Source organism: Acinetobacter sp. YH12064 (genome assembly GCF_013419735.1).
Taxonomy (GTDB): domain Bacteria; phylum Pseudomonadota; class Gammaproteobacteria; order Pseudomonadales; family Moraxellaceae; genus Acinetobacter; species Acinetobacter amyesii.
On record NZ_VOZP01000001.1, the window covers coordinates 64,533 to 83,692 of the forward strand.

The following is a 19,160-nucleotide window of genomic DNA, read 5'->3' on the forward strand; positions in this document are numbered from 1 at the left end:
TAGTATTTTTACTAATGTTAAGCTCGTAATAATAATTTCACATTTTTAAATGATTTTTAAGACTATTCGACGGAGTCTTACATCTGAGGTTTGAATAAAGGGTTTAGCCTTCAGCTGGAGGTACTCTTACGAAACATTGTTTCTCATTTGGCAAAATGAGAAGCGTGCTTCATAAGGAAACCATCTTGCGGAGCAATGCTCCTCACCGCAAAACTCGTTCACTACCGTCAATTTATTCAAAGTATTGCAAAAACATTTTTTATTAGAAGTAACCCTGTCTCAGACAATTGCGGATAACATTACCGCGTATCGTTCTTTTATTTAAATCAAATTACACCTCTAATGTTACTGCCTAACATTAGTTTTAAAGTCAGATCAATATTTAAAATTCTGTTAATTTTTCAGATTCTCAGCAAACTTTTCCAAATTAAAATCAAAGAAATTTACACTCAGCTCTAATATTTTCGGTAGTGCATTTAAACCATTCTCTCCAGCACTAATCGCAAAATATCTCCGATCACTAAAAGACTGCACCTTTAAGGCATTTTCACATGGCTCAAAATCGAGATTGACGAGCTGTGACGCATGTTCCTTTAGCAACATTAAAACCTGCATATAAGTTTGTCGCTTTTTTTGCTGCTGCGCTTTTAAAGCATCGGCTTCAAGGCTTTCATAATCCCCTGTTTTCGTCATGCGTTTGGAAAATCCAACATGCGCGCCATGGGCACCCGTATTTTCTACGACGGCTTCAGCAGCAAAGATTTTCTGTTGATCCTCGTTCGGCTGCAAGAGCGCTTTCAACGCCGTATGAATTTGCTGTGACTGCTGATGATGTAACTCCCAATCATCTTCATTTTGAACATGAAAAATGTGCGTACGCCGTTTCAACAAAAGCACCTGCCAAGCCTGTAGTTGAAGTCGCAGTCGCTTTAACTCCAAACTTGCCTCAAACTTAGGGCAACTACTCAAGACGTTTAGACTCGTGATGAGCTTCTGAGATATTTGCATGCTATGGAAAAAGACAAAATCATGCTGTATCTGCTCACTCAGTTGATATTGAACAGTCTGATGTAAGGGCTTCAAGATCAATGTATTGAACTGCTGCTCAAAAGCAGGTAAAACCGTCGCTAATTGAGTAGCATCCTCTACATGCAGCATTAAAAGTAGATGCTTATCTAACCGTGTATAAAGTTGCTGCATTAAATTTTGCAGATCTAAATGTATAAAACCTGCAATGGATGCCAACTTTGAGACTCGAAATTTTAATTGTTCGATCTGCTGATTCTCTAAAGCAGTAGTTAAATCTATGGCCACCCCATCAAAAATTTCGTCTGCTAAGGCATCATTATGCTTTGTCGATAAAAACCGAGTTGCTGAATACTGCGTCGTCCAATCTAAATCAGGCGACAAAATATAAATAAACTCAGATGTTTGTACGATTTGTAAATATCGCGTTTTTTGTTCACGCTTTAAATAATATTTAAAAATCGGATGTTGCCAAACCTCAGATGATTTCGGGATAGAAGCATCAAAAACTTGCCCTAACATATGTGACTTTAAGAAAATTTCGATCAAGAAAATTTTGACTTGCAGAGCAGTGAGTTGACGTGCATCACTCGGCGCAATCAAATCCATTTCACGAATGATTTGTGCGGCATTTAAAATGAAATGCTGATGTAATACATTTTTTTCATACTGTAATTCAAAATCTTCTTCTGCATCTATTTTATTGATATAGGATAGGTTTTCTTCTAATTTTTGCGCAACTTGAATACTCATTGTCAATGTTCGAAGTTCTTCGAGCTGTGTTGCCAAATACTGTGCATGCTCACGCATGACATCATATTTTAGTACTTTCATCAGCATGCCCAAATTCATCGGTACATTTCTTTGATACGACTGTGATGAAGACTCCCAACGAATACCTTTTTGCGATAACACCTGCTGTATCTGCGGTAAGTTTGATTGATCAAGATCAGTGCACACTTCAGACACGATACTCTGCCAATGCTGATCCAGCACGGGTTGTAGCTGTAAAAGTTTTGCGCTTAGATGAAATGGGACAACCACTGACTGCTTCCTGTATCTTAGTTCTTTAATCAATCTTTTATCGATTTCAGTTTATTTTTATCTAAAATAAATATTTTTGTACACCATCATTCAATGCTGTTCTTCCTAAACAATAAATTGAATCATGTCTTGTTGTAGTTTTCTAAGTTTAAGATTTTACTAAAAAACAGCAAGCATTAATTGTAAACTGATCAATTTATCGTACCAGCATTTTCAGTTTAAGAATCGATTCGATCATTTAACGCTTTTACATTTTTTGCTAGCGCACGTTCATTTTGCTTTTGTTTAAACAGATGCAAAACACCTTCTATCACCAATAACAATACCGCACCCCAAATTGGAATATAGGTCAGCCATTCTTCGGCTTCTACTCGCTCCCCCAATGCGATGGATGCAAAAGCTAACAACACGGGTTCTAAATAACTCAACAAACCAAAAATCACAAATGGCAAATAACGACTCGCCAACATATAGCTACCTAAGCCAAGCGCACTCAGAAAACCCAGTCCTAAAACCGCCAAAATCAGATACGGGAATAACAACATCAGCGCTAAACTATCGCTATGAATAAATCCTAAATAAAAGGCTACAGGCAAAATTAAGCAAAGATCCCACCAAAAACCACCCAAATGATCGGTTTTAAAGGTACGACGTAAAAAGAAATAAATCGGATAAGCCACAGCGACATAGACAGTTTCCCACGCGATACTGCCAATACGCCAAATTTCGTGGCCGACCCCTAAAATTGCCAATGCCACGGCAGCCATCTGCCATTTAGACAGCTTTTCTTTATACAGTACACATCCAACCAGAACCATTACTAAGGGCAATAGAAAATACCCTAAAGATACTTCTAGCCCTCGGCCATTAATTGGTCCCCACAAAAACAACCAAAGCTGTGTAGTACATAAAAATGAACTAATGATTAACCAAATGAGAAAGATCGGTTGCTTGACCACACGCCAAAAAATTTCACTGACTTTGTTTAAATCTTTCATCCACCACATAAATAAGGTTAAAAATGGCAAGGTCGCCAACATGCGCCATGCAAAAGTTTGCTCGCTATCTAGAGGTTTTAAAAAGATGGTAAAGAAATACAAAATACCGAAAGTGACCGATGCCAATACAGACAATGCAACGCCTTTATACATCTTTCACTCCAGTCCAAATGACTACATAATCTTGATATTTTGCTTGATCAATCAAGCTTTTTGCATGAACATTCTAGCAAATAAAAAACCATGCACAGGCATGGTTTTTTAGCATTTGTTCAAATATTTAGGTTTTAGGTTTCACTGCCTGCTTGGTATGAATAATATCTGATAAATCATAACCAACAGATTGCGCATAGTTTAGATATTCCTGAATCACTTCCTGATCTGGATAAGCCGAACGAGAAAGCACCCACATATATTTACGACGAGGTTCACCCACCAAGACTGTTTGATAGTCGTCATCGGCTTTGAGCACCCAATAATCACCACGCCCCACAGGCAACCAACGAATTGCTTCTGGTAAGAAACTAACTTTTAATTTCGAGTTAAACGGTGCATTTTGTACAAATGCCTCGCCTATTGATTGCTTCTTGGTACCATCTTTAGATACACAGCGATTATTTACATTAATGTTGCCATTTTCATTTAGCGTGTAAACCGCAGTCACATCACGGTCACAGCTTTTTTGAAAAACCATAGGCTTACGAGCTACTTCATACCACATACCTAAATAACGATCGAGCTCAACTTTTTCCACAGTCTGTAATGGTTTCGTCTGTGCATAGGCCATTGTAGCTGCACCTAAACCAATTAAGACCACTACACCTAATGCAATTTTTGCGAGCCTAAAACCAGCTTTCGGAATATTCGTTGTCATTTTATGCCTCATTTCGATGCAAAACATTCGATGAAAATTAAGTAATTCTTTCTCTCGTGTTTTTACTCTAGCGGAAAAAATTGCTCTAAAAATCATTTTCTTGTCTGAATTATGTATGTAATTCAGACAATATTCCGCATCTTGTCTAACAAAATTATGAAATCATCTGTGCTTTTAAACGCAAGATTTCATCACGTAAACGAGCGGCTTGTTCAAACTGTAAATCTTTCGATGCCTTCAGCATTTCTTTTTCCAACTTATTCATATGTTTTGCCAAAAGTTTTGGATCCGACATCAAATGACGCTCATCTGCAGTTAATGCCTTGGCCTGATCTGAAATTTTTGCATCGATTTCATCATCTGTCAGCACTTCACCAGTATCAATATCATTAACGTTTTGGCGTACAGCACTACGTGGTGTAATGCCATGTTCAAGATTAAAGGCGATTTGTAAATTACGACGCCGATCCGTTTCATCAATGGCTTTTTGCATGGAGTCAGTCATACGATCTGCATATAAAATCGCTTTACCGTTTAAGTTACGCGCTGCACGACCAATGGTTTGAATCAAAGAACGCTCAGAACGTAAGAACCCCTCTTTGTCAGCATCTAAGATGGCGACTAAAGACACCTCTGGCATATCTAAGCCTTCACGCAGCAAGTTAATCCCAACAATTGCATCGTATACACCTGAACGCAATTCATGAATAATTTTAGTTCGTTCAACAGTGTCAATATCAGAATGTAAATAAGCGACCTTAATACCATATTCTTTCAAATATGAAGTTAAATCTTCTGCCATACGTTTGGTTAATGTCGTAACCAATACACGCTCATTTAAGTTTTTACGATTATTAATTTCTGACAATACATCATCCACTTGCGTTAACACTGGACGAATTTCAATTTCAGGGTCGACCAAACCTGTGGGTCGAACCACTTGCTCAACGACTTGTTCAGACTTTTCCATTTCATAATGTGCAGGCGTTGCACTGACATAAATGGTCGAAGGAATAATCCGCTCCCATTCTTCAAATTTCATTGGGCGGTTATCAAGCGCACTTGGTAAACGAAAACCGTAATTGACCAAATTTTCTTTACGTGAACGGTCACCTTTATACATAGCCCCAATTTGCGGAACGGTAACGTGCGATTCATCAATGATTAATAAAGCATCATCAGGTACATAATCAAACAAAGTCGGAGGTGCTTCACCAGAAGGACGGCCAGACAAGTGGCGTGAATAGTTTTCAATACCGTTGGTATAGCCAAGCTGCTGCATCATCTCTAAATCATACCGTGTACGTTGTTCGATACGCTGTGCTTCGAGTAATTTATCATTTGCACGAAAGAATCCTAGTCGTTCTGCGAGTTCTTCACGAATCGTTCCAATTGCACGCTGTAAATTATCTTTAGGTGTTACATAATGGCTTTTTGGGTAAATCGTAATACGTGGCACTTTACGGACCATTCTGCCCGTCAATGGATCAAACCATCGAACTGAATCAACTTCATCATCAAATAATTCTATTCGAATGGCATTTTGATCAGATTCAGCAGGAAAAATATCAATAATTTCACCACGAATACGGTATGTGCCCCGTAAAAATTCGAGTTCATTTCGGGTGTATTGCATTTCCACCAAACGACGAATGATATCATCACGGCTAATACGGTCTCCTTCCACGATATGCAGAAGCATACTCATATAAGCATTGGGATCACCCAGACCATAAATAGCTGAAACTGACGCTACGATAATTGCATCACGTCGCTCTAATAATGCCCGTGTTGCCGAAAGACGCATTTGGTCGATATGATCATTAATCGATGAATCTTTTTCAATAAAAGTATCTGAAGATGGAACATAGGCTTCGGGTTGATAATAGTCATAATAACTGACGAAGTATTCCACGGCATTATGCGGAAAGAAGGCTTTAAACTCGCCATAAAGCTGCGCAGCCAAAGTTTTATTATGCGCCATAATAATCGTTGGACGTTGCGTGCGTGCTATCACATTTGCCATGGTATAGGTTTTACCTGAACCTGTTACCCCTAAGAGCAACTGATCATGCATTCCTTTTTCAATCCCCTTCACCAATTTCTCAATCGCTTGAGGCTGATCACCTGCCGGCTGATATTGTGTTACCAGTTCAAAAGGCTGTTCCTGCATCACACTCTTCTTCAACAGTTTTATATGGCTTTATTATGAGGGCAAAGTTGCACAAAACAACGCTAAATTTATGTAAATACCAGAGGCGTGTACAGACTGAAAAATTATAATTCAACATAACCCCATAGATTTTTCTCATGTTTGAAAAATAATTCGCCTGATTTCGCATGTTTTTCTTGAGGAAACTCTTGGCTCTAAAAAAACTCAGGAATAAAGCGTTCATTTATCCCTTATTGACACTTGACCTATGTAAATTTCACCTGCAACATGAACAAAAGGACGCCACAGATCAAACTTATGACTTACCAATATCATGACGAAAGTATTGTTAAAAACCTACCCGAAGATACTATTTTTGTTTTTGGCAGCAATATGGCAGGTCAACATACTGGCGGTGCAGCGCGTACTGCCCTAGAGCATTTTGGTGCAATGAATGGTATTGGTCGTGGATGGGCTGGTCAAAGTTTTGCTATTCCAACAATGAATGAGCATTTACAACAAATGCCATTGTCTCAGATTCAACATTATATTGATGATTTTAAAATCTATACCAAGAATCATCCGAAGACCAAATATTTCATTACTTCGATTGGCTGTGGTGTCGCTGGCTATAAAGTTGAAGAAATTGCTCCCATGTTTAAGGGGATTTCCAGAAATGTTATTTTTCCAATTTCATTCCGTCCTTTCGTTGAAAAAGCTTTACCTAAACTTACTTCGAAACTTCTACATACAATTTTTCAAGACTCGGTAATTTTTGCACCTTCGGCAGATGAATTGGTTGATGTTCTGGCCTTAACAGATAATGAAAAAAGTCTTGCGAAAATTGTGCTGAATACCCAAATGTACCCGACAGATAGCAATGGTCGTGACCGTATTTTTGAAATTGAAGATATTTTGCATGCCCTGAATGGGAAAATATTTGAGCTTCAAAGCAACTCAGAAGGCCCAATGATGTTTGGCGGCGTCATTTTAGCCCTACTTGAACTGTACAATATTAATGAAAAAGATTTCATTGATGTTTGGAAAGCTGAACGTGAAATCGCTGCACCAAAGCCTGAAAATAAAGCTCGTAAAGCCAGCCGCTAAAGACTTTTTTCATCATATCTCCCCCCCCTAAAAAAGCCAAAGTCTACATTGGCTTTTTATCTCAGTTGAATTAACGACTTTTAGCGACATAAGTCACACTAAAAATAAAGTTTATTTTATATATCACATTATTTTAATATCATTTTTTTCATCTTATACTACATGCTGTAATTATCATGAAGAATGACGAGCACATAAAATAGACATGCTAGATTCTCCTTTTTTTGAGCTATCCCCCATTGCCATGTGGCTTGAAGATTACAGTGAAGTCAAAAAACAATTTGATCTCTGGCGTCAGCAAGGTGTGCAGGATCTCGCCACTTTTCTTCAACAAGATGAATCACGAATTCTGCAATGTGCAAGAAAAATAAAAATCTTACAGGTCAATACAAAAACGTTAGAACTGTATCAAGCACGTGACTTTGAACATTTATGTCAAAACCTTGATCTCGTTTTTCAGGCGGAGATGTGTCAAACACATATTAGAGAATTGGTTGCATTATGGAATGGGGAAACACATTTTTCCCATTCTGCCGTAAACTATACACTCAGTGGGCAACGCCTAGACATTCAACTCAAAGGCATCGTCCTACCAAATCATGAGCAGGATTTATCAGCAGTCTTAATTACAACTGAAGATATCACCTCTTATACTGAAGCTTGTCGTTTACATGAACAAAGTCGTCATTTGGCAGAAGCGCGTTTCCATTATTCGCCAACCTCACTTTGGGTAGAAGATTTCAGCCGGATTAAAATAAAATTAGATCAACTTCGCGCTTTAGGTATAGAAGATTTTGTGACATTTTTGGATGTTCACCCCGATTTTGTACAAGAGTGTATTAAGGAAATACTAATTGTTGACGTTAATCAGGCCACCCTTGATTTATTTGGCGCTCCGAATAAAGAAATATTGCTCAAAAATGTACATAAAGTATTTGCCAAAGAAATGCTGCAAACTTTTAAAGAACAACTAATTGAACTTTGGAACGGTAATTTACATCATCAACGTGAAGCTATAAATTATGCACTTGATGGCAGTATTCGCCACGTCTTACTACAATTTACTGTATTTCCCGATTATCTCGACGACTGGAGCACCGTGCAGGTTGCATTAACCGATATTACCGCACGTAAAAAGGCTGAAAATTATCTTGAGTATTTAGGTAAGCACGACGTATTGACCAAACTCTATAATCGTTCATTTTATATAGCAGAACTCAAGCGTCTCGAACGCAATCAATTACGTCCTGTTTCTTGTATTTTTATTGATTTAAATGGACTAAAAGAACTCAATGACAGTATTGGGCACGATGCTGGTGACAGTATCCTCAGACGTCTGGGCAACATTTTAAACCAACTTATTCAGCATACGCCCTATTCTGCTTCACGCATTGGCGGTGATGAATTTGTCATACTTTTACCGGGTGCTGATGATGCAGCATTGCAAAACTGTTTACAAAGTTTGAATGAGTTGTTATTGGTCGATAACCAATTTTATTCTAATCAACCGATGAGTATATCGATTGGTTCTGCCACCAATATCTTGAATGAGCGAATGGAAGATATGCTTAAACGTGCTGATCTTGACATGTATCGTCAGAAAAAAAAGTATTATCTCAATAAAGACCGTAGAATTCAGTCTGAAATACACAATTAAAAACAATAATTTGCAATAAAAAAGCCATGGTTTTAATCATGGCTTTTATATTTAAATCTCTTAACGCTTACCCATCGAACGACGTGTACCGCGTGGCGGCATCCAAGTACGATCAGCATAACGCTGAGGTTTTGGACGCATGTCTTCAAAGATTTCATCCGAAGCATTATCTTCAGCTTTTTTAATCGGAAAAGGCAAATTGACTAAAGCCTTTTTCTTGGGAGGGTTTTGCGTACTCATACGAATAACTCAATTGAATCTGGCGCTATTGTACAAAAAAAATGGTTTTGGTGTAAAAGGCTTTGAGTGATTAGCCTCGATTGGCATATAAAGACTCAATGATCTGCTATGAATTTTATATCTATATAGGACAACAGCACAAAAAAGTGCTTTAAATATGGTCGTTTTAAACTATTTTATTGACCCAAATCAACCAATACACTGTCACTAATGTCAATAAATATTGAATATTTACAAATAGATAGAACAATTTCTAAATTTTAAAAAGTTAGATTTTTTTACACAAATACCTACTTAAAGCCCTCAAATAATACAAATCATCAAAAATGTTACAGGACTATTACGTTTATTCTTGTTTTCTATAACATTTTTTACGCACTAATTTTGAATAATGAGCACTTAGAAAAATTATTATCAATTTACGGACATGGAGTCCTTTAAAATGAAAAAAAGTGTATTGTGCATTGCTGCTTCTATGGCTGCCCTACCTATGCTCAGTCATGCAGACTCACCATATTTTAGTTTAAAAGATGGCGATGGCTTCAAACGTTTTTCTGTCTCTGTTGGTGCTTTACATGTTATGCCACAAGGTAAAGCGCAGCCATTTCGTGTAAATACTGCCATTAATGAAGGCTATGAGGCAGATGTTGGCGAAGTTAAATCACAAACAGTAAAAGACAATATTCGAGAAGGGTACAAAGTTCCGCCCCTACTAGAAGTTGCGCTAAATACTTTGGACACTGTTCCTGCTGCAATGAGTGGTAAAGCCACTATTTCAGGACTTGAACAATGGGACAATCCAGGGACAGGTCTTGAAGCAGACGACGTCACCACGCTTGGGATCATGACCAACTATTTCTTCACTGACAATGTATCACTAGAAATGAAAGCGGGTATTCCGCCAAAAGTTGATTTACAAGGCTCAGGGAAAATTTATGCACCATTTTCTGCCATTGCAAAACCACTAGGCGGTGCATTGGGAAATCTTGAACTTGAAAATGATATTTTCATTACCGACTTAGGCGCACATGGTGCAGCAGCTTCTGCACGTGCATGGACTCCGGCTGCTGAAATCCAATATCACTTTGGTAAAACTGGCGTCAATAAATTCCGTCCCTATGTGGGTCTAGGCGTGATGTATGCCTACTTCAATGAATTGGAAATGAATCCACAAATTGAGAAAGATTTGATTGCCGCAGGTCACATGATTGCCAACATTAAAGAAGGTAATGCAGGCGCCTCTTTGGAAGGAAAACCAAGTAAGGCAAACCCAAAAGTTGATTTAGAGGCAACTGATGTATTTGCTCCGGTTGCGACGGTGGGCTTCACGTATGATTTCAATGACAAATGGTTTGCTGTAGGTTCTGTCAGCTATGCACACCTACAGAATGAAACCACCATTACCGTTACAGATGCGACACATGGTGAACTGATCAAATCTAAAGCCGATATTGAAGTAAATCCAATTCTTGCGTATGCAGGTATCGGTATGCGTTTCTAATTAATAACCTAAATATAAAAAGACGGCTACAGCCGTCTTTTTTATTAGGCTATATATGGTCTTTTATTCTGAAATATCTTTCAATCTCATTTAGACACTTTTGAATTTCTGCTGTGTCAATTTCCTTTATTCATCCATAGTTATCTATAAAAAAAATTTATTGTTTGGTGAATTAAATTTAATCGCAACTCTGCGTTTATTCGAATACCATTGGGTTAAATTTAAAAAATGTAGACTGCTGTATGTCTGATACTCGTTTCTCAAAGCCCCTGATTTACATGCTCATTGGCAGTGCTATTATTTTGGCATTGTCTTTAGGGGTGCGTCATGCATTTGGCCTCTATCTCGTGCCGATGAGTGATGAATTTGGTTGGGGACATAACGTATTTAGCCTTGCCATTGCCATGCAAAACTTAATTTGGGGTGCTGTGCAGCCAATTACTGGGGCTTTTGCAGATAAATATGGCAGTAAGATCGTGGTCGCCGTCGGTGGTGCATTATATGCCCTCGGACTATTACTCATGGCCGTCAGCTCCACCGGTTTACTGCTTAATTTAAGCGCAGGTTTAATCCTAGGTTTAGCCCTCTCAGCCACCTCCTTTCCAGTATTACTCTCGGCCGTAGGACGTGCAGCGCATCCAGACAAACGTAGTTTAGCCATGGGTATTGCCAGTGCAGCAGGTTCTTTTGGTCAGTTCATTATGCTGCCCTCTACATTACTGCTAGTGCAAAAATTGGGTTGGTCTTCGGCTTTGGTGGTCAGCGCCATTTTAATTGCGCTTATTATTCCTTTAGCTTGGATGCTAAAAGCACCAATGTATGTTGCACCAAATGCAACTAATACGCATGAAGCCTCTCTGACTTTTAAACAAATTTTGCAATTGGCTTGGGAGCATAAACCCTTTTGGTTTCTAGCACTCGGTTTCTTTGTCTGTGGCTTCCAAGTGGTGTTTATTGGCATCCATCTTCCGGGATATTTAATCGATCATGGCTTTAATGCCACTACGGGCACTATTTTCCTAGCGCTCGTTGGACTGTTTAATATTGTCGGCACCTACACAGCTGGTTGGCTCGGTGGCAAATATTCCAAACCAAAGCTGTTAATGGGACTTTATGGTTTACGTGGCATTGCCATTATTGCCTTTCTTTTGCTGCCTTTAAGTACGTGGACAATCTATGCATTTGGCGTCATTATGGGTTTACTATGGCTTTCTACCGTACCGCTCACCAACGGTATAGTGGCCAATATGTTTGGCGTTAAATATCTAAGTATGCTCAGCGGTATCGTGTTCTTTACTCACCAAGTCGGTTCATTTTTTGGTGGCTGGTTGGGTGGTGTGAACCACGATATGACCGGTAACTATAATGCCATTTGGATTTTTTCGATTGTCCTGAGTATTTTTGGGGTATTGGTACATTTCATGGTTAATGAGGAAAGTGTCATTCATGACTAATTCAACATTATGGTTCCGACTCAGTATTGCCATCAGTATTCTGGCCTTGTTAGCCTTATCCATCGGCTTATGGGGCCAAACACCTGAATTATTTGAATACTTTAACCAAGCGTTTTGTGCGCATTAAAGACGTATTGAAATCTTAATTCCGACCCAAACTGCTGTTTTATCAACACTACAACAGCAGTTTTTTAGCTATTTTCTACACGATTCAATAAAATCTGCATTTTCAGCATATTAGTATTAATAATAAGTTTTTTCATAAACTTAGCTTATTTTTTAATTTTCCAACCTGCACTTTCTTCCTTAGATTAAGTCTCAATAAAGAACAATTTGAGAACTTATGAAATGACCGCATTAACTCAACTTTCACAAGCCATCCATGATGCTCCGCGTTGGCATCAAGCAGAACATTTTCAAGATGGCAATGAAATTCGTATTGAAGTGCAACATGACCAAGCTTTGGGGGCTGTGGTTTATGGTTTAGATGCGCGTAAAGCACAGTCTGGGGAAACCATCTACCGTTTAAAACAAGCGCTGGCAGAACACTTGATTTTAATTTTTAAACATCAAAGTCTAGATGATTTACAGTATCTCGCGTTTGCAAGCTACTTCGGTTCAATCTTCCGTCCCGGTGCAGATATTCCTGTGCTGGCGTCACAAGATGATACCGGTACACCACCAGACGTCGTACCTGTGTCAAATGCAGTCGGTAAAGGAGACTATACTGGACATGGTGAATTGGCTGCGCATGCAGACCATCAGTGGACTCCACTGCCATCATTTGGTTCATTACTCTATGCCATTGAACTGCCACAAGACGGTGGACAAACCTCATGGTATAACACCATTAAAGCCTATGAAGCTTTAGATGAAGCGACACAAAAACATTTAGACCAACTTCAACTCATTACCTACAACCCATTTGTCCGTGCCAAAAATAATAAAGGCACAACGGGATATGGCGCTACACCGCTTTACCGTTTCAAAGACCAACCGATTGTTGGACATGCCTATCCACATCCGCTTGTACGTACCCATCCAGAAAGTGGTCGTAAAGGGCTGTGGTTAAATGAACGATCTGAAGTGGAATTGGTTCACTACGATGATCAGTCGGGCAGTGAATTGATTGCATCTTTACGTGAACATATATTGAAACCTGAGTTTCGATATGAACATCAATGGGAAGAAGGTGACATTGTGTTTTGGGATAACCAAGCCACTTTACACTCACGCCGCCCTTTCCCTTCAGACCAACGCCGCTTATTAAAGCGAATTAGCCTAGCAGGAGGACGACCATACTAATGTTGAACTTCATGCCAACAATAAAAAATAAATAACCCAGTAAAATCCGTGTTTGAGCAATAACTCCAAATAATTAAAATTTTAAAACAATAAGAACACTGCTCAAATCACGGATGATCTATATCTAATGCCTTAAAACCTGAAATCAAATGATCTAACATCGCACGCACACCCGGCAGCATGCCTTGTCGTGTCGCGTAGGCAACATGGATGACCCCTTGCGGCAATTGCCATTCAGGAAACAGCTCAATTAACTCACCACTTTTTAAAGCATCACGTACAAACACTTTGGGCAAAGAAGCGATTCCCACGCCAGAAAGAGCAGCAGAAATCATCGCACTAAAACTGTCAGTTCTTAAGCGTGGATGAAATTCAATTTGTTGAGTTTCACTTTTTTCACGATGTCGGAAATCCCAAAAATGTTTAGGACGGTCAAAACCAATACACGGAAAATTTTGAATCTCAGCCAATTGCTGTGGCATTTCACACTCGAAGAAAAGTTGTGGCGATGCCACCAAAACATGATCCCAAGCATCTAAATCTCGAACGATCAAATCACTATCCAATAAAGGCATGTTACGCACACGAATGGCTAAATCTACGCCTTCCTCAATCACATCAACCCGATGATTGGTCGCCATCAGATGCACACTGATGTCTGGATATTGCTGCATAAAATCAGTGACCATTTTGGCAACAGGCATTTCCACCAAAGCCACAGGACAAGAGATTTTAATTTGGCCACAGAGTTGGTCATTCAACGTACTAAGCACAAAGTTTTCCGTTTCGCTGACTTCCTCTAAAATTTTTAAGCAGTGTAAATAGAACTGTTGTCCTATTTCAGTTACTGTAAATTTACGCGTATTACGCTGAATCAGACGCACCCCCAAACGGGTCTCTAATTCTGTGATACGGCGTGATAGCTTAGATTTTGTAATACCTAATGCTTCACTGGCTTTGGTATAACCTTGGTATTTCACCACTTGCACGAAATAGTAATAGTCATTTAAATTTTGCATGATTGTTTCATTTTTAGAATAATCTGTTGAGTTTTTCGCCCTGTCATTCCCTCACTATACCTCAATAATAGATCTCAGAAGCAATAAATTGAGGGCTGAATTATGAATTCAATCAAACGTGTTTATCATAGTGATCGTAGGACTTGGGTGGGCGATGGCTTCCCAACAAACTCTATGCTCCCTATGCAAGAAATGGGCAATCAAACCAGTCCATTTCTCGTTATGGGCTATACCGGCCAATATCACTTCTCTCCAAGTCATCATCAACGTGGTGTTGGGTCGCATCCACATCGTGGCTTTGAAACAGTAACCATTGTTTATGAAGGTGAATTGGAGCATTTTGACTCTAAAGGAAATCACGGCAGTATTGCCAAAGACGAAGTGCAATGGATGACCGCAGGTCGAGGCATTATGCATGAAGAACACCATTCTAAAGATTTTGCAAAAACTGGCGGAAATTTAGACATGGTACAACTTTGGGTCAATTTACCTCGTCATGCCAAAATGACTGAACCTCGCTATCAAGAACTGACTAAAGCCAATATTGCTGAAGTTAAACTTGCACAAAATGCTGGCGTGGTACGCGTCATTGCTGGCCAATTTGAAGATACATTGGGCGCCGCTGAAACCTTTAGCCCGATGAATGTATTGGATGTGCGCTTGAATGCAAATGCTGAACAGGAATTTTCATTCAACCCACAGTGGAATAACATGATTTTTGTATTAAGTGGGGCGATCGAAATTGAAGGTCAACGCTTTGATGCGAAACAGACTTTATATGTGAGTGACCAAGTATCGTCCTTGAAACTTAAATCTTTTGAAGCAACCAAACTGCTTATTTTAAGTGGCGAAGCTTTAAATGAACCGATTGCGGCACATGGACCATTCGTCATGAATACTGAAGATGAAATACGTCAGGCATTTTATGATTTTCAACATGGTCATTTTGCTTAAATATTTCCACGATAAAGTCCCAATAAAAAAACCGCCTTCTGGCGGTTTTTTTATATCTATGTTGGTATGAATTACGCATCACGCTTTCAACAGATTATTGCGTGACTTTTTGATAAAACGCATCTATTGCATTGACCATTTGCTCAAGTCCCGGCTGTTCCAAAGGATAATGTCCTGCATTTTTCAACAGCACGACATCGACTGGAACTTGGTGAATCCGTGCTAAAAATGGCTGACTTAAAGCCAAAGGCGTCCAGCGGTCTTGTTCAGGCTGCGTCAGTAAAATTGGGCAGACATCAAACTGCTCCGGTGGCGTGTCATTTTTATAATATAAATACGAATCTAGAAATTTAACCGATACACTATTCCCAGCTGACGTTTTATCTTTTAAAAAGACCTGCAATGCTGCGTCATTATTCACCAAGCGATGCATTTTACTTACCCACCGCATCGGCATTGGCAATGCTGAAAATGGTGTATGTGCTGTCATATGAGCCAGTGGGCTGCCCACGCGGCTCATAAATTTATTCAAAGAGACTTGATCACGCACAGTTTTATTTGAAGTGTCTAGAAAGGTCATACCGACGATACCTTTCACCTTTTTATTTTTTACCGCCACGTGATAGGTCAACATACCACCTGCACTAAGCCCATACAAAACGATAGGACGATGATCTTTTTGTAGCTCGGCTTCAATGAGGTCATTACCTGCTTGAACCCAATCATCATAACGAATTTTTGAGCCCTTTTTGACTTGGGTGAGGCCATAACCGGGCATATCAATAGCGATAGTTTCATAGCCACGCTGTGCCAAAGGATGCCCCAAAATCATCGACATTTGTCGCCCATTTGTTCCCACACCATGAAACAAAATGACCTTCACTTTTGCCTGTGGATTACGATAGGTGTCTAAGTGAACAGTATGCCCCTGCCAATTCCACCACTCTTCTTTGGGTCGCTGCGTTTCGGTTAAATGGTATTCTTTTGGGAGATAGTGCTGAATGTCCTGCCAACTGTTTTGATCTGTATAACTTGCTAATGCTTGTGAAGCAAGTAGCTGATCATCTGCAAATGCCATGCTTGAAAGTAACGATGCAATGCCACTCATCAACCACTTCAATAAAGCGCTCAAAATTTCTGATAAGGTGTCTGATTTTGGAGAAGTCATTTTTAGACAATTTTTTATGTGTATGTGCTGATGCTAATCAGCGGCGGAAACCTACGCCATGTGCATGTGGGACAGCACTATATCACTTCGTCCAATTATCTTTTTCCCTGCTAAGCGCTTCAGAATAATTTTGAAGCAGGATTTACATACTCCTGCAATAATCAGCCTTTAAGATCTTTTAACTTTCATACTTTTATCCTTTAGAAATTCATAACCTTACTTTTGATTTTAAATATTGGTAACGCATGAGCCAGTCCACACCACAACAAAACCTCGTCATCTTTCTCACCTTTTTAAGATTAGGGTGTATTGCATTTGGTGGACCTGCGGCACATTTGGTGTTGTTTTTTCAATATTTTGTGAAACAAGAAAAATGGATAACGGAGCATGAATATGCGCATTTGCTTGCCTTGGCTCAAGTCCTTCCAGGCCCAACAAGTAGCCAGCTCGGCATGGCGATTGGATTTCAACTCAACCGCTATCAAGGTGCTTGTTTTGCATGGTTAGGATTTACTTTACCTTCAGCCCTGCTGATGTGTGCCGCGGCCACTTTAAGTATAAAACTCAGTAATCAACTCTCAACTTTATTCTTTCATGTTATTCAGTTAATTGTACTAGCCGTTGTTGCATGGGCATTTTGGCAAATGATGCGAAGCTTCTGTAAAACAAAATTTCAGTATCTAGTCATGCTTTTAGCTGCATTTTTTATTTATTTCTTTCAATTTTCTTTAAATCAAGTTTTGGTGATTTTATGCGCTGCAATTATCGGTTTAGTTTTATCGTCAAATCAATTACGCAGCCAAAAGCCAAATATCGCCGAAACAGTTCCACCCAAACATGACAGTTTTAGCCAAAATGCACATGAAAATACTCGCACCTCTTGGCTATGGCTTCTCGCCTTTATCAGCCCTTTTTTCGTTCTGCCATTCTTCGATATACAACATAGCAATGTCTTGGCATTTAGCTTAGAAAGCTTCTACCGCACAGCATCCCTCGTCTTTGGTGGTGGACATATTATTTTGCCATTTTTACATCAGGACTTTGTCTCTACAGGACTGATCAGTAATGAAAATTTTGACTTAGGCTATGCCCTTGCACAACTCATGCCGGGACCTTTGTTTAGTTTCGCCGCCTATCTCGGCACACTTTTACCCATGACCGATGTGCCAATCTTGAATGCTGTACTCGCGACGTTAGCGATATTTTTACCATCATTTTTATTATTGTTTGGCTTATTGCCCTATTGGAATAAATTGATGAAATACCCGATACTTTTTGGCACCTTAAAAATAATCAATGCGGCTGTCGTTGGTTTATTACTGTGTCTACTATTTCAAATGAGCCAAAAATACATCATTCAATGGACGGACTTTATATTTGTTGCCGTCGTTATTGCTTTACTTCGCAGCAAGCTGCCAGTCTGGTTTAGCTTAATAAGCAGTTTTATCGGCTATTATGCTTTTTTAACTTTTCTGCCTTTTTAAACGAAAGCAAAAAAACTATAGCTAAAGGAATAATCTAATCCTCATCGATTAAGCTTGCGCCCTTGACCACAGTTTTCCCCTCGACCTGATCCAGTTGATAATGCTGCACATCACTATACTGTTTGATCATTTCAACCAGCTCATTGGAATGTGTGGTCAACCAAAGCTGCGTATAGCGACTTGCTTCGGCAATCAGCATCGCCAAGGCAGGTAATAAATCGGGATGTAAGCTATTTTCAGGCTCATTCAGTGCCATGAAATTTGGGGGTCTAGGACTCAGTAAAGCCACGGCTAAACACAAAAATCGTAACGTCCCATCTGAAAATTCGGCACTTTCTAAAGGTCTTAAGATCCCTTGCTTTTGCATCATCATTTGAAAGCGCCCTCCCATTTCCTGCACATAAAATTGGGTCTGCGGAAAGGCTTTTTCTAGTACTTTAAACAAGGTTTCACTGTTGCCCCGCTCACGCAAGGTTTCAAAAGCTGCGGCTAAATTTGTACCATCATGCGCTAAAACTGGCGAACGAATGCCCACCTGTGGGACACGGATCGGTGAATTTCCACTGACTGAAAACTCATGATAAAAGCGCCAGTTTTTCATGGTCTCACGCACTTGTGAAACTTCGGGGTATAAATGTGGATCGGACAATTGTCCAAACACCGACTCTTCAGGTGTTAAAGACATCGGATAAGCAATCCGTTCTTCATCAACATTTTTAAGAAATGCCGCTTGGTTGGTTCTCTCTAACAACTCGCTCATTTTTCGACGTTGATAGCCGCTCAACCAAATTCCTTCAACTTTGACCAAAGGATCGAGTGCAAACAAGGTGATGAGCGGTTCAGGAAAACCAATTTCAAGTTGATATTCATAATGCTCCATCTCCACTGCAAGCTTCATGCGCTTAGGATCTTTCGATCGATCACCCGCACGGTGACCACCTGCCCACATGATTTTTTGAATCCCGCCCTCATTTGCAATGGCTTGGGATAATTGGCCATTTGCAGCTTCATGCAGGAGACGTACAGCTTTATATAGATTGGATTTACCACAACCATTCGGACCACTGACAATATTCAGACGTGACAAGGTCAGACTCATATGATGAATAGATCGAAAACCTTGAATAGTCACTGAACGGATCATCATGGGCTACCTAAAATGAGTTGGAAATGCTGA

The 19,160-nt window shown here is 39.5% G+C and carries 16 protein-coding genes; 8 read left to right on the forward strand and 8 right to left on the reverse strand.

Features of this window, described 5'->3' with window-relative positions; genetic code table 11:
- Nucleotides 1–393 precede the first annotated feature (393 nt).
- The 4 genes from FTU13_RS00295 to uvrB form a co-directional block, all read right to left on the reverse strand.
- Nucleotides 394–2,070: a hypothetical protein gene (locus tag FTU13_RS00295; protein ID WP_180127256.1), complete on the reverse strand. Its 1,677-nt coding sequence runs from the start codon at nucleotides 2,068–2,070 to the stop codon at nucleotides 394–396.
- A gap of 218 nt (nucleotides 2,071–2,288) precedes the next feature.
- Entirely contained in the window at nucleotides 2,289–3,221 is a 933-nt protein-coding gene (rarD, locus tag FTU13_RS00300; RefSeq protein ID WP_180127258.1) for an EamA family transporter RarD, read from the reverse strand.
- Nucleotides 3,222–3,348: 127 nt separating this feature from the next.
- Entirely contained in the window at nucleotides 3,349–3,942 is a 594-nt protein-coding gene (locus FTU13_RS00305; RefSeq protein ID WP_180127260.1) for a lipocalin family protein, read from the reverse strand.
- A 154-nt stretch (nucleotides 3,943–4,096) separates the two neighbouring features.
- On the reverse strand, nucleotides 4,097–6,118 hold the full coding sequence (uvrB, locus tag FTU13_RS00310) for an excinuclease ABC subunit UvrB (protein ID WP_180040495.1): 2,022 nt from the start codon (nucleotides 6,116–6,118) through the stop codon (nucleotides 4,097–4,099).
- A 294-nt stretch (nucleotides 6,119–6,412) separates the two neighbouring features.
- On the opposite strand from uvrB, the gene FTU13_RS00315 reads away from it, so the two are divergent.
- Entirely contained in the window at nucleotides 6,413–7,201 is a 789-nt protein-coding gene (locus FTU13_RS00315) for a hypothetical protein (RefSeq protein WP_180127262.1), read from the forward strand.
- 199 nt (nucleotides 7,202–7,400) lie between these two features.
- Nucleotides 7,401–8,858 (forward strand): sensor domain-containing diguanylate cyclase, encoded by a 1,458-nt coding sequence (locus FTU13_RS00320; protein ID WP_180127298.1) that lies wholly within the window; start codon nucleotides 7,401–7,403, stop codon nucleotides 8,856–8,858.
- A 60-nt stretch (nucleotides 8,859–8,918) separates the two neighbouring features.
- Here FTU13_RS00320 and FTU13_RS00325 read toward each other — a convergent pair whose 3' ends face one another.
- Nucleotides 8,919–9,098 (reverse strand): hypothetical protein, encoded by a 180-nt coding sequence (locus FTU13_RS00325; RefSeq protein WP_078190224.1) that lies wholly within the window; start codon nucleotides 9,096–9,098, stop codon nucleotides 8,919–8,921.
- 442 nt (nucleotides 9,099–9,540) lie between these two features.
- Here FTU13_RS00325 and FTU13_RS00330 point away from each other — a divergent pair, with 442 nt between their 5' ends.
- From FTU13_RS00330 to FTU13_RS00340, 4 genes are all read left to right on the forward strand, one after another.
- On the forward strand, nucleotides 9,541–10,599 hold the full coding sequence (locus tag FTU13_RS00330) for an OmpW family protein (RefSeq protein WP_180093471.1): 1,059 nt from the start codon (nucleotides 9,541–9,543) through the stop codon (nucleotides 10,597–10,599).
- A gap of 242 nt (nucleotides 10,600–10,841) precedes the next feature.
- Nucleotides 10,842–12,053, forward strand: coding sequence for an MFS transporter (locus tag FTU13_RS00335; RefSeq protein WP_180127264.1), 1,212 nt, complete (start codon nucleotides 10,842–10,844; stop codon nucleotides 12,051–12,053).
- A complete protein-coding gene (locus FTU13_RS17375) occupies nucleotides 12,046–12,180 on the forward strand; it encodes a hypothetical protein (RefSeq protein ID WP_257226722.1) in 135 nt (44 codons plus the stop codon). The genes FTU13_RS00335 and FTU13_RS17375 overlap by 8 nt, the downstream gene beginning before the upstream one ends.
- Nucleotides 12,181–12,401: 221 nt before the next feature.
- On the forward strand, nucleotides 12,402–13,358 hold the full coding sequence (locus tag FTU13_RS00340) for a TauD/TfdA family dioxygenase (RefSeq protein ID WP_180127266.1): 957 nt from the start codon (nucleotides 12,402–12,404) through the stop codon (nucleotides 13,356–13,358).
- A 107-nt stretch (nucleotides 13,359–13,465) separates the two neighbouring features.
- Here FTU13_RS00340 and FTU13_RS00345 read toward each other — a convergent pair whose 3' ends face one another.
- Nucleotides 13,466–14,377 carry a LysR substrate-binding domain-containing protein gene (locus tag FTU13_RS00345; RefSeq protein WP_180127268.1) on the reverse strand — a complete coding sequence of 304 codons (912 nt, stop codon included), beginning with the start codon at nucleotides 14,375–14,377 and terminating at the stop codon, nucleotides 13,466–13,468.
- 102 nt (nucleotides 14,378–14,479) lie between these two features.
- Here FTU13_RS00345 and FTU13_RS00350 point away from each other — a divergent pair, with 102 nt between their 5' ends.
- Nucleotides 14,480–15,331: a pirin family protein gene (locus tag FTU13_RS00350; RefSeq protein WP_180108286.1), complete on the forward strand. Its 852-nt coding sequence runs from the start codon at nucleotides 14,480–14,482 to the stop codon at nucleotides 15,329–15,331.
- 94 nt (nucleotides 15,332–15,425) lie between these two features.
- Here FTU13_RS00350 and FTU13_RS00355 read toward each other — a convergent pair whose 3' ends face one another.
- Nucleotides 15,426–16,409, reverse strand: a complete 984-nt coding sequence (locus FTU13_RS00355; RefSeq protein ID WP_257226728.1) for an alpha/beta hydrolase — start codon at nucleotides 16,407–16,409, stop codon at nucleotides 15,426–15,428.
- 335 nt (nucleotides 16,410–16,744) lie between these two features.
- On the opposite strand from FTU13_RS00355, the gene chrA reads away from it, so the two are divergent.
- Nucleotides 16,745–17,983, forward strand: coding sequence for a chromate efflux transporter (gene chrA, locus FTU13_RS00360; RefSeq protein WP_180127272.1), 1,239 nt, complete (start codon nucleotides 16,745–16,747; stop codon nucleotides 17,981–17,983).
- 34 nt (nucleotides 17,984–18,017) lie between these two features.
- Here chrA and FTU13_RS00365 read toward each other — a convergent pair whose 3' ends face one another.
- Nucleotides 18,018–19,130 carry an AAA family ATPase gene (locus tag FTU13_RS00365; RefSeq protein ID WP_180127274.1) on the reverse strand — a complete coding sequence of 371 codons (1,113 nt, stop codon included), beginning with the start codon at nucleotides 19,128–19,130 and terminating at the stop codon, nucleotides 18,018–18,020.
- Between the last annotated feature and the right edge of the window lie 30 nt (nucleotides 19,131–19,160).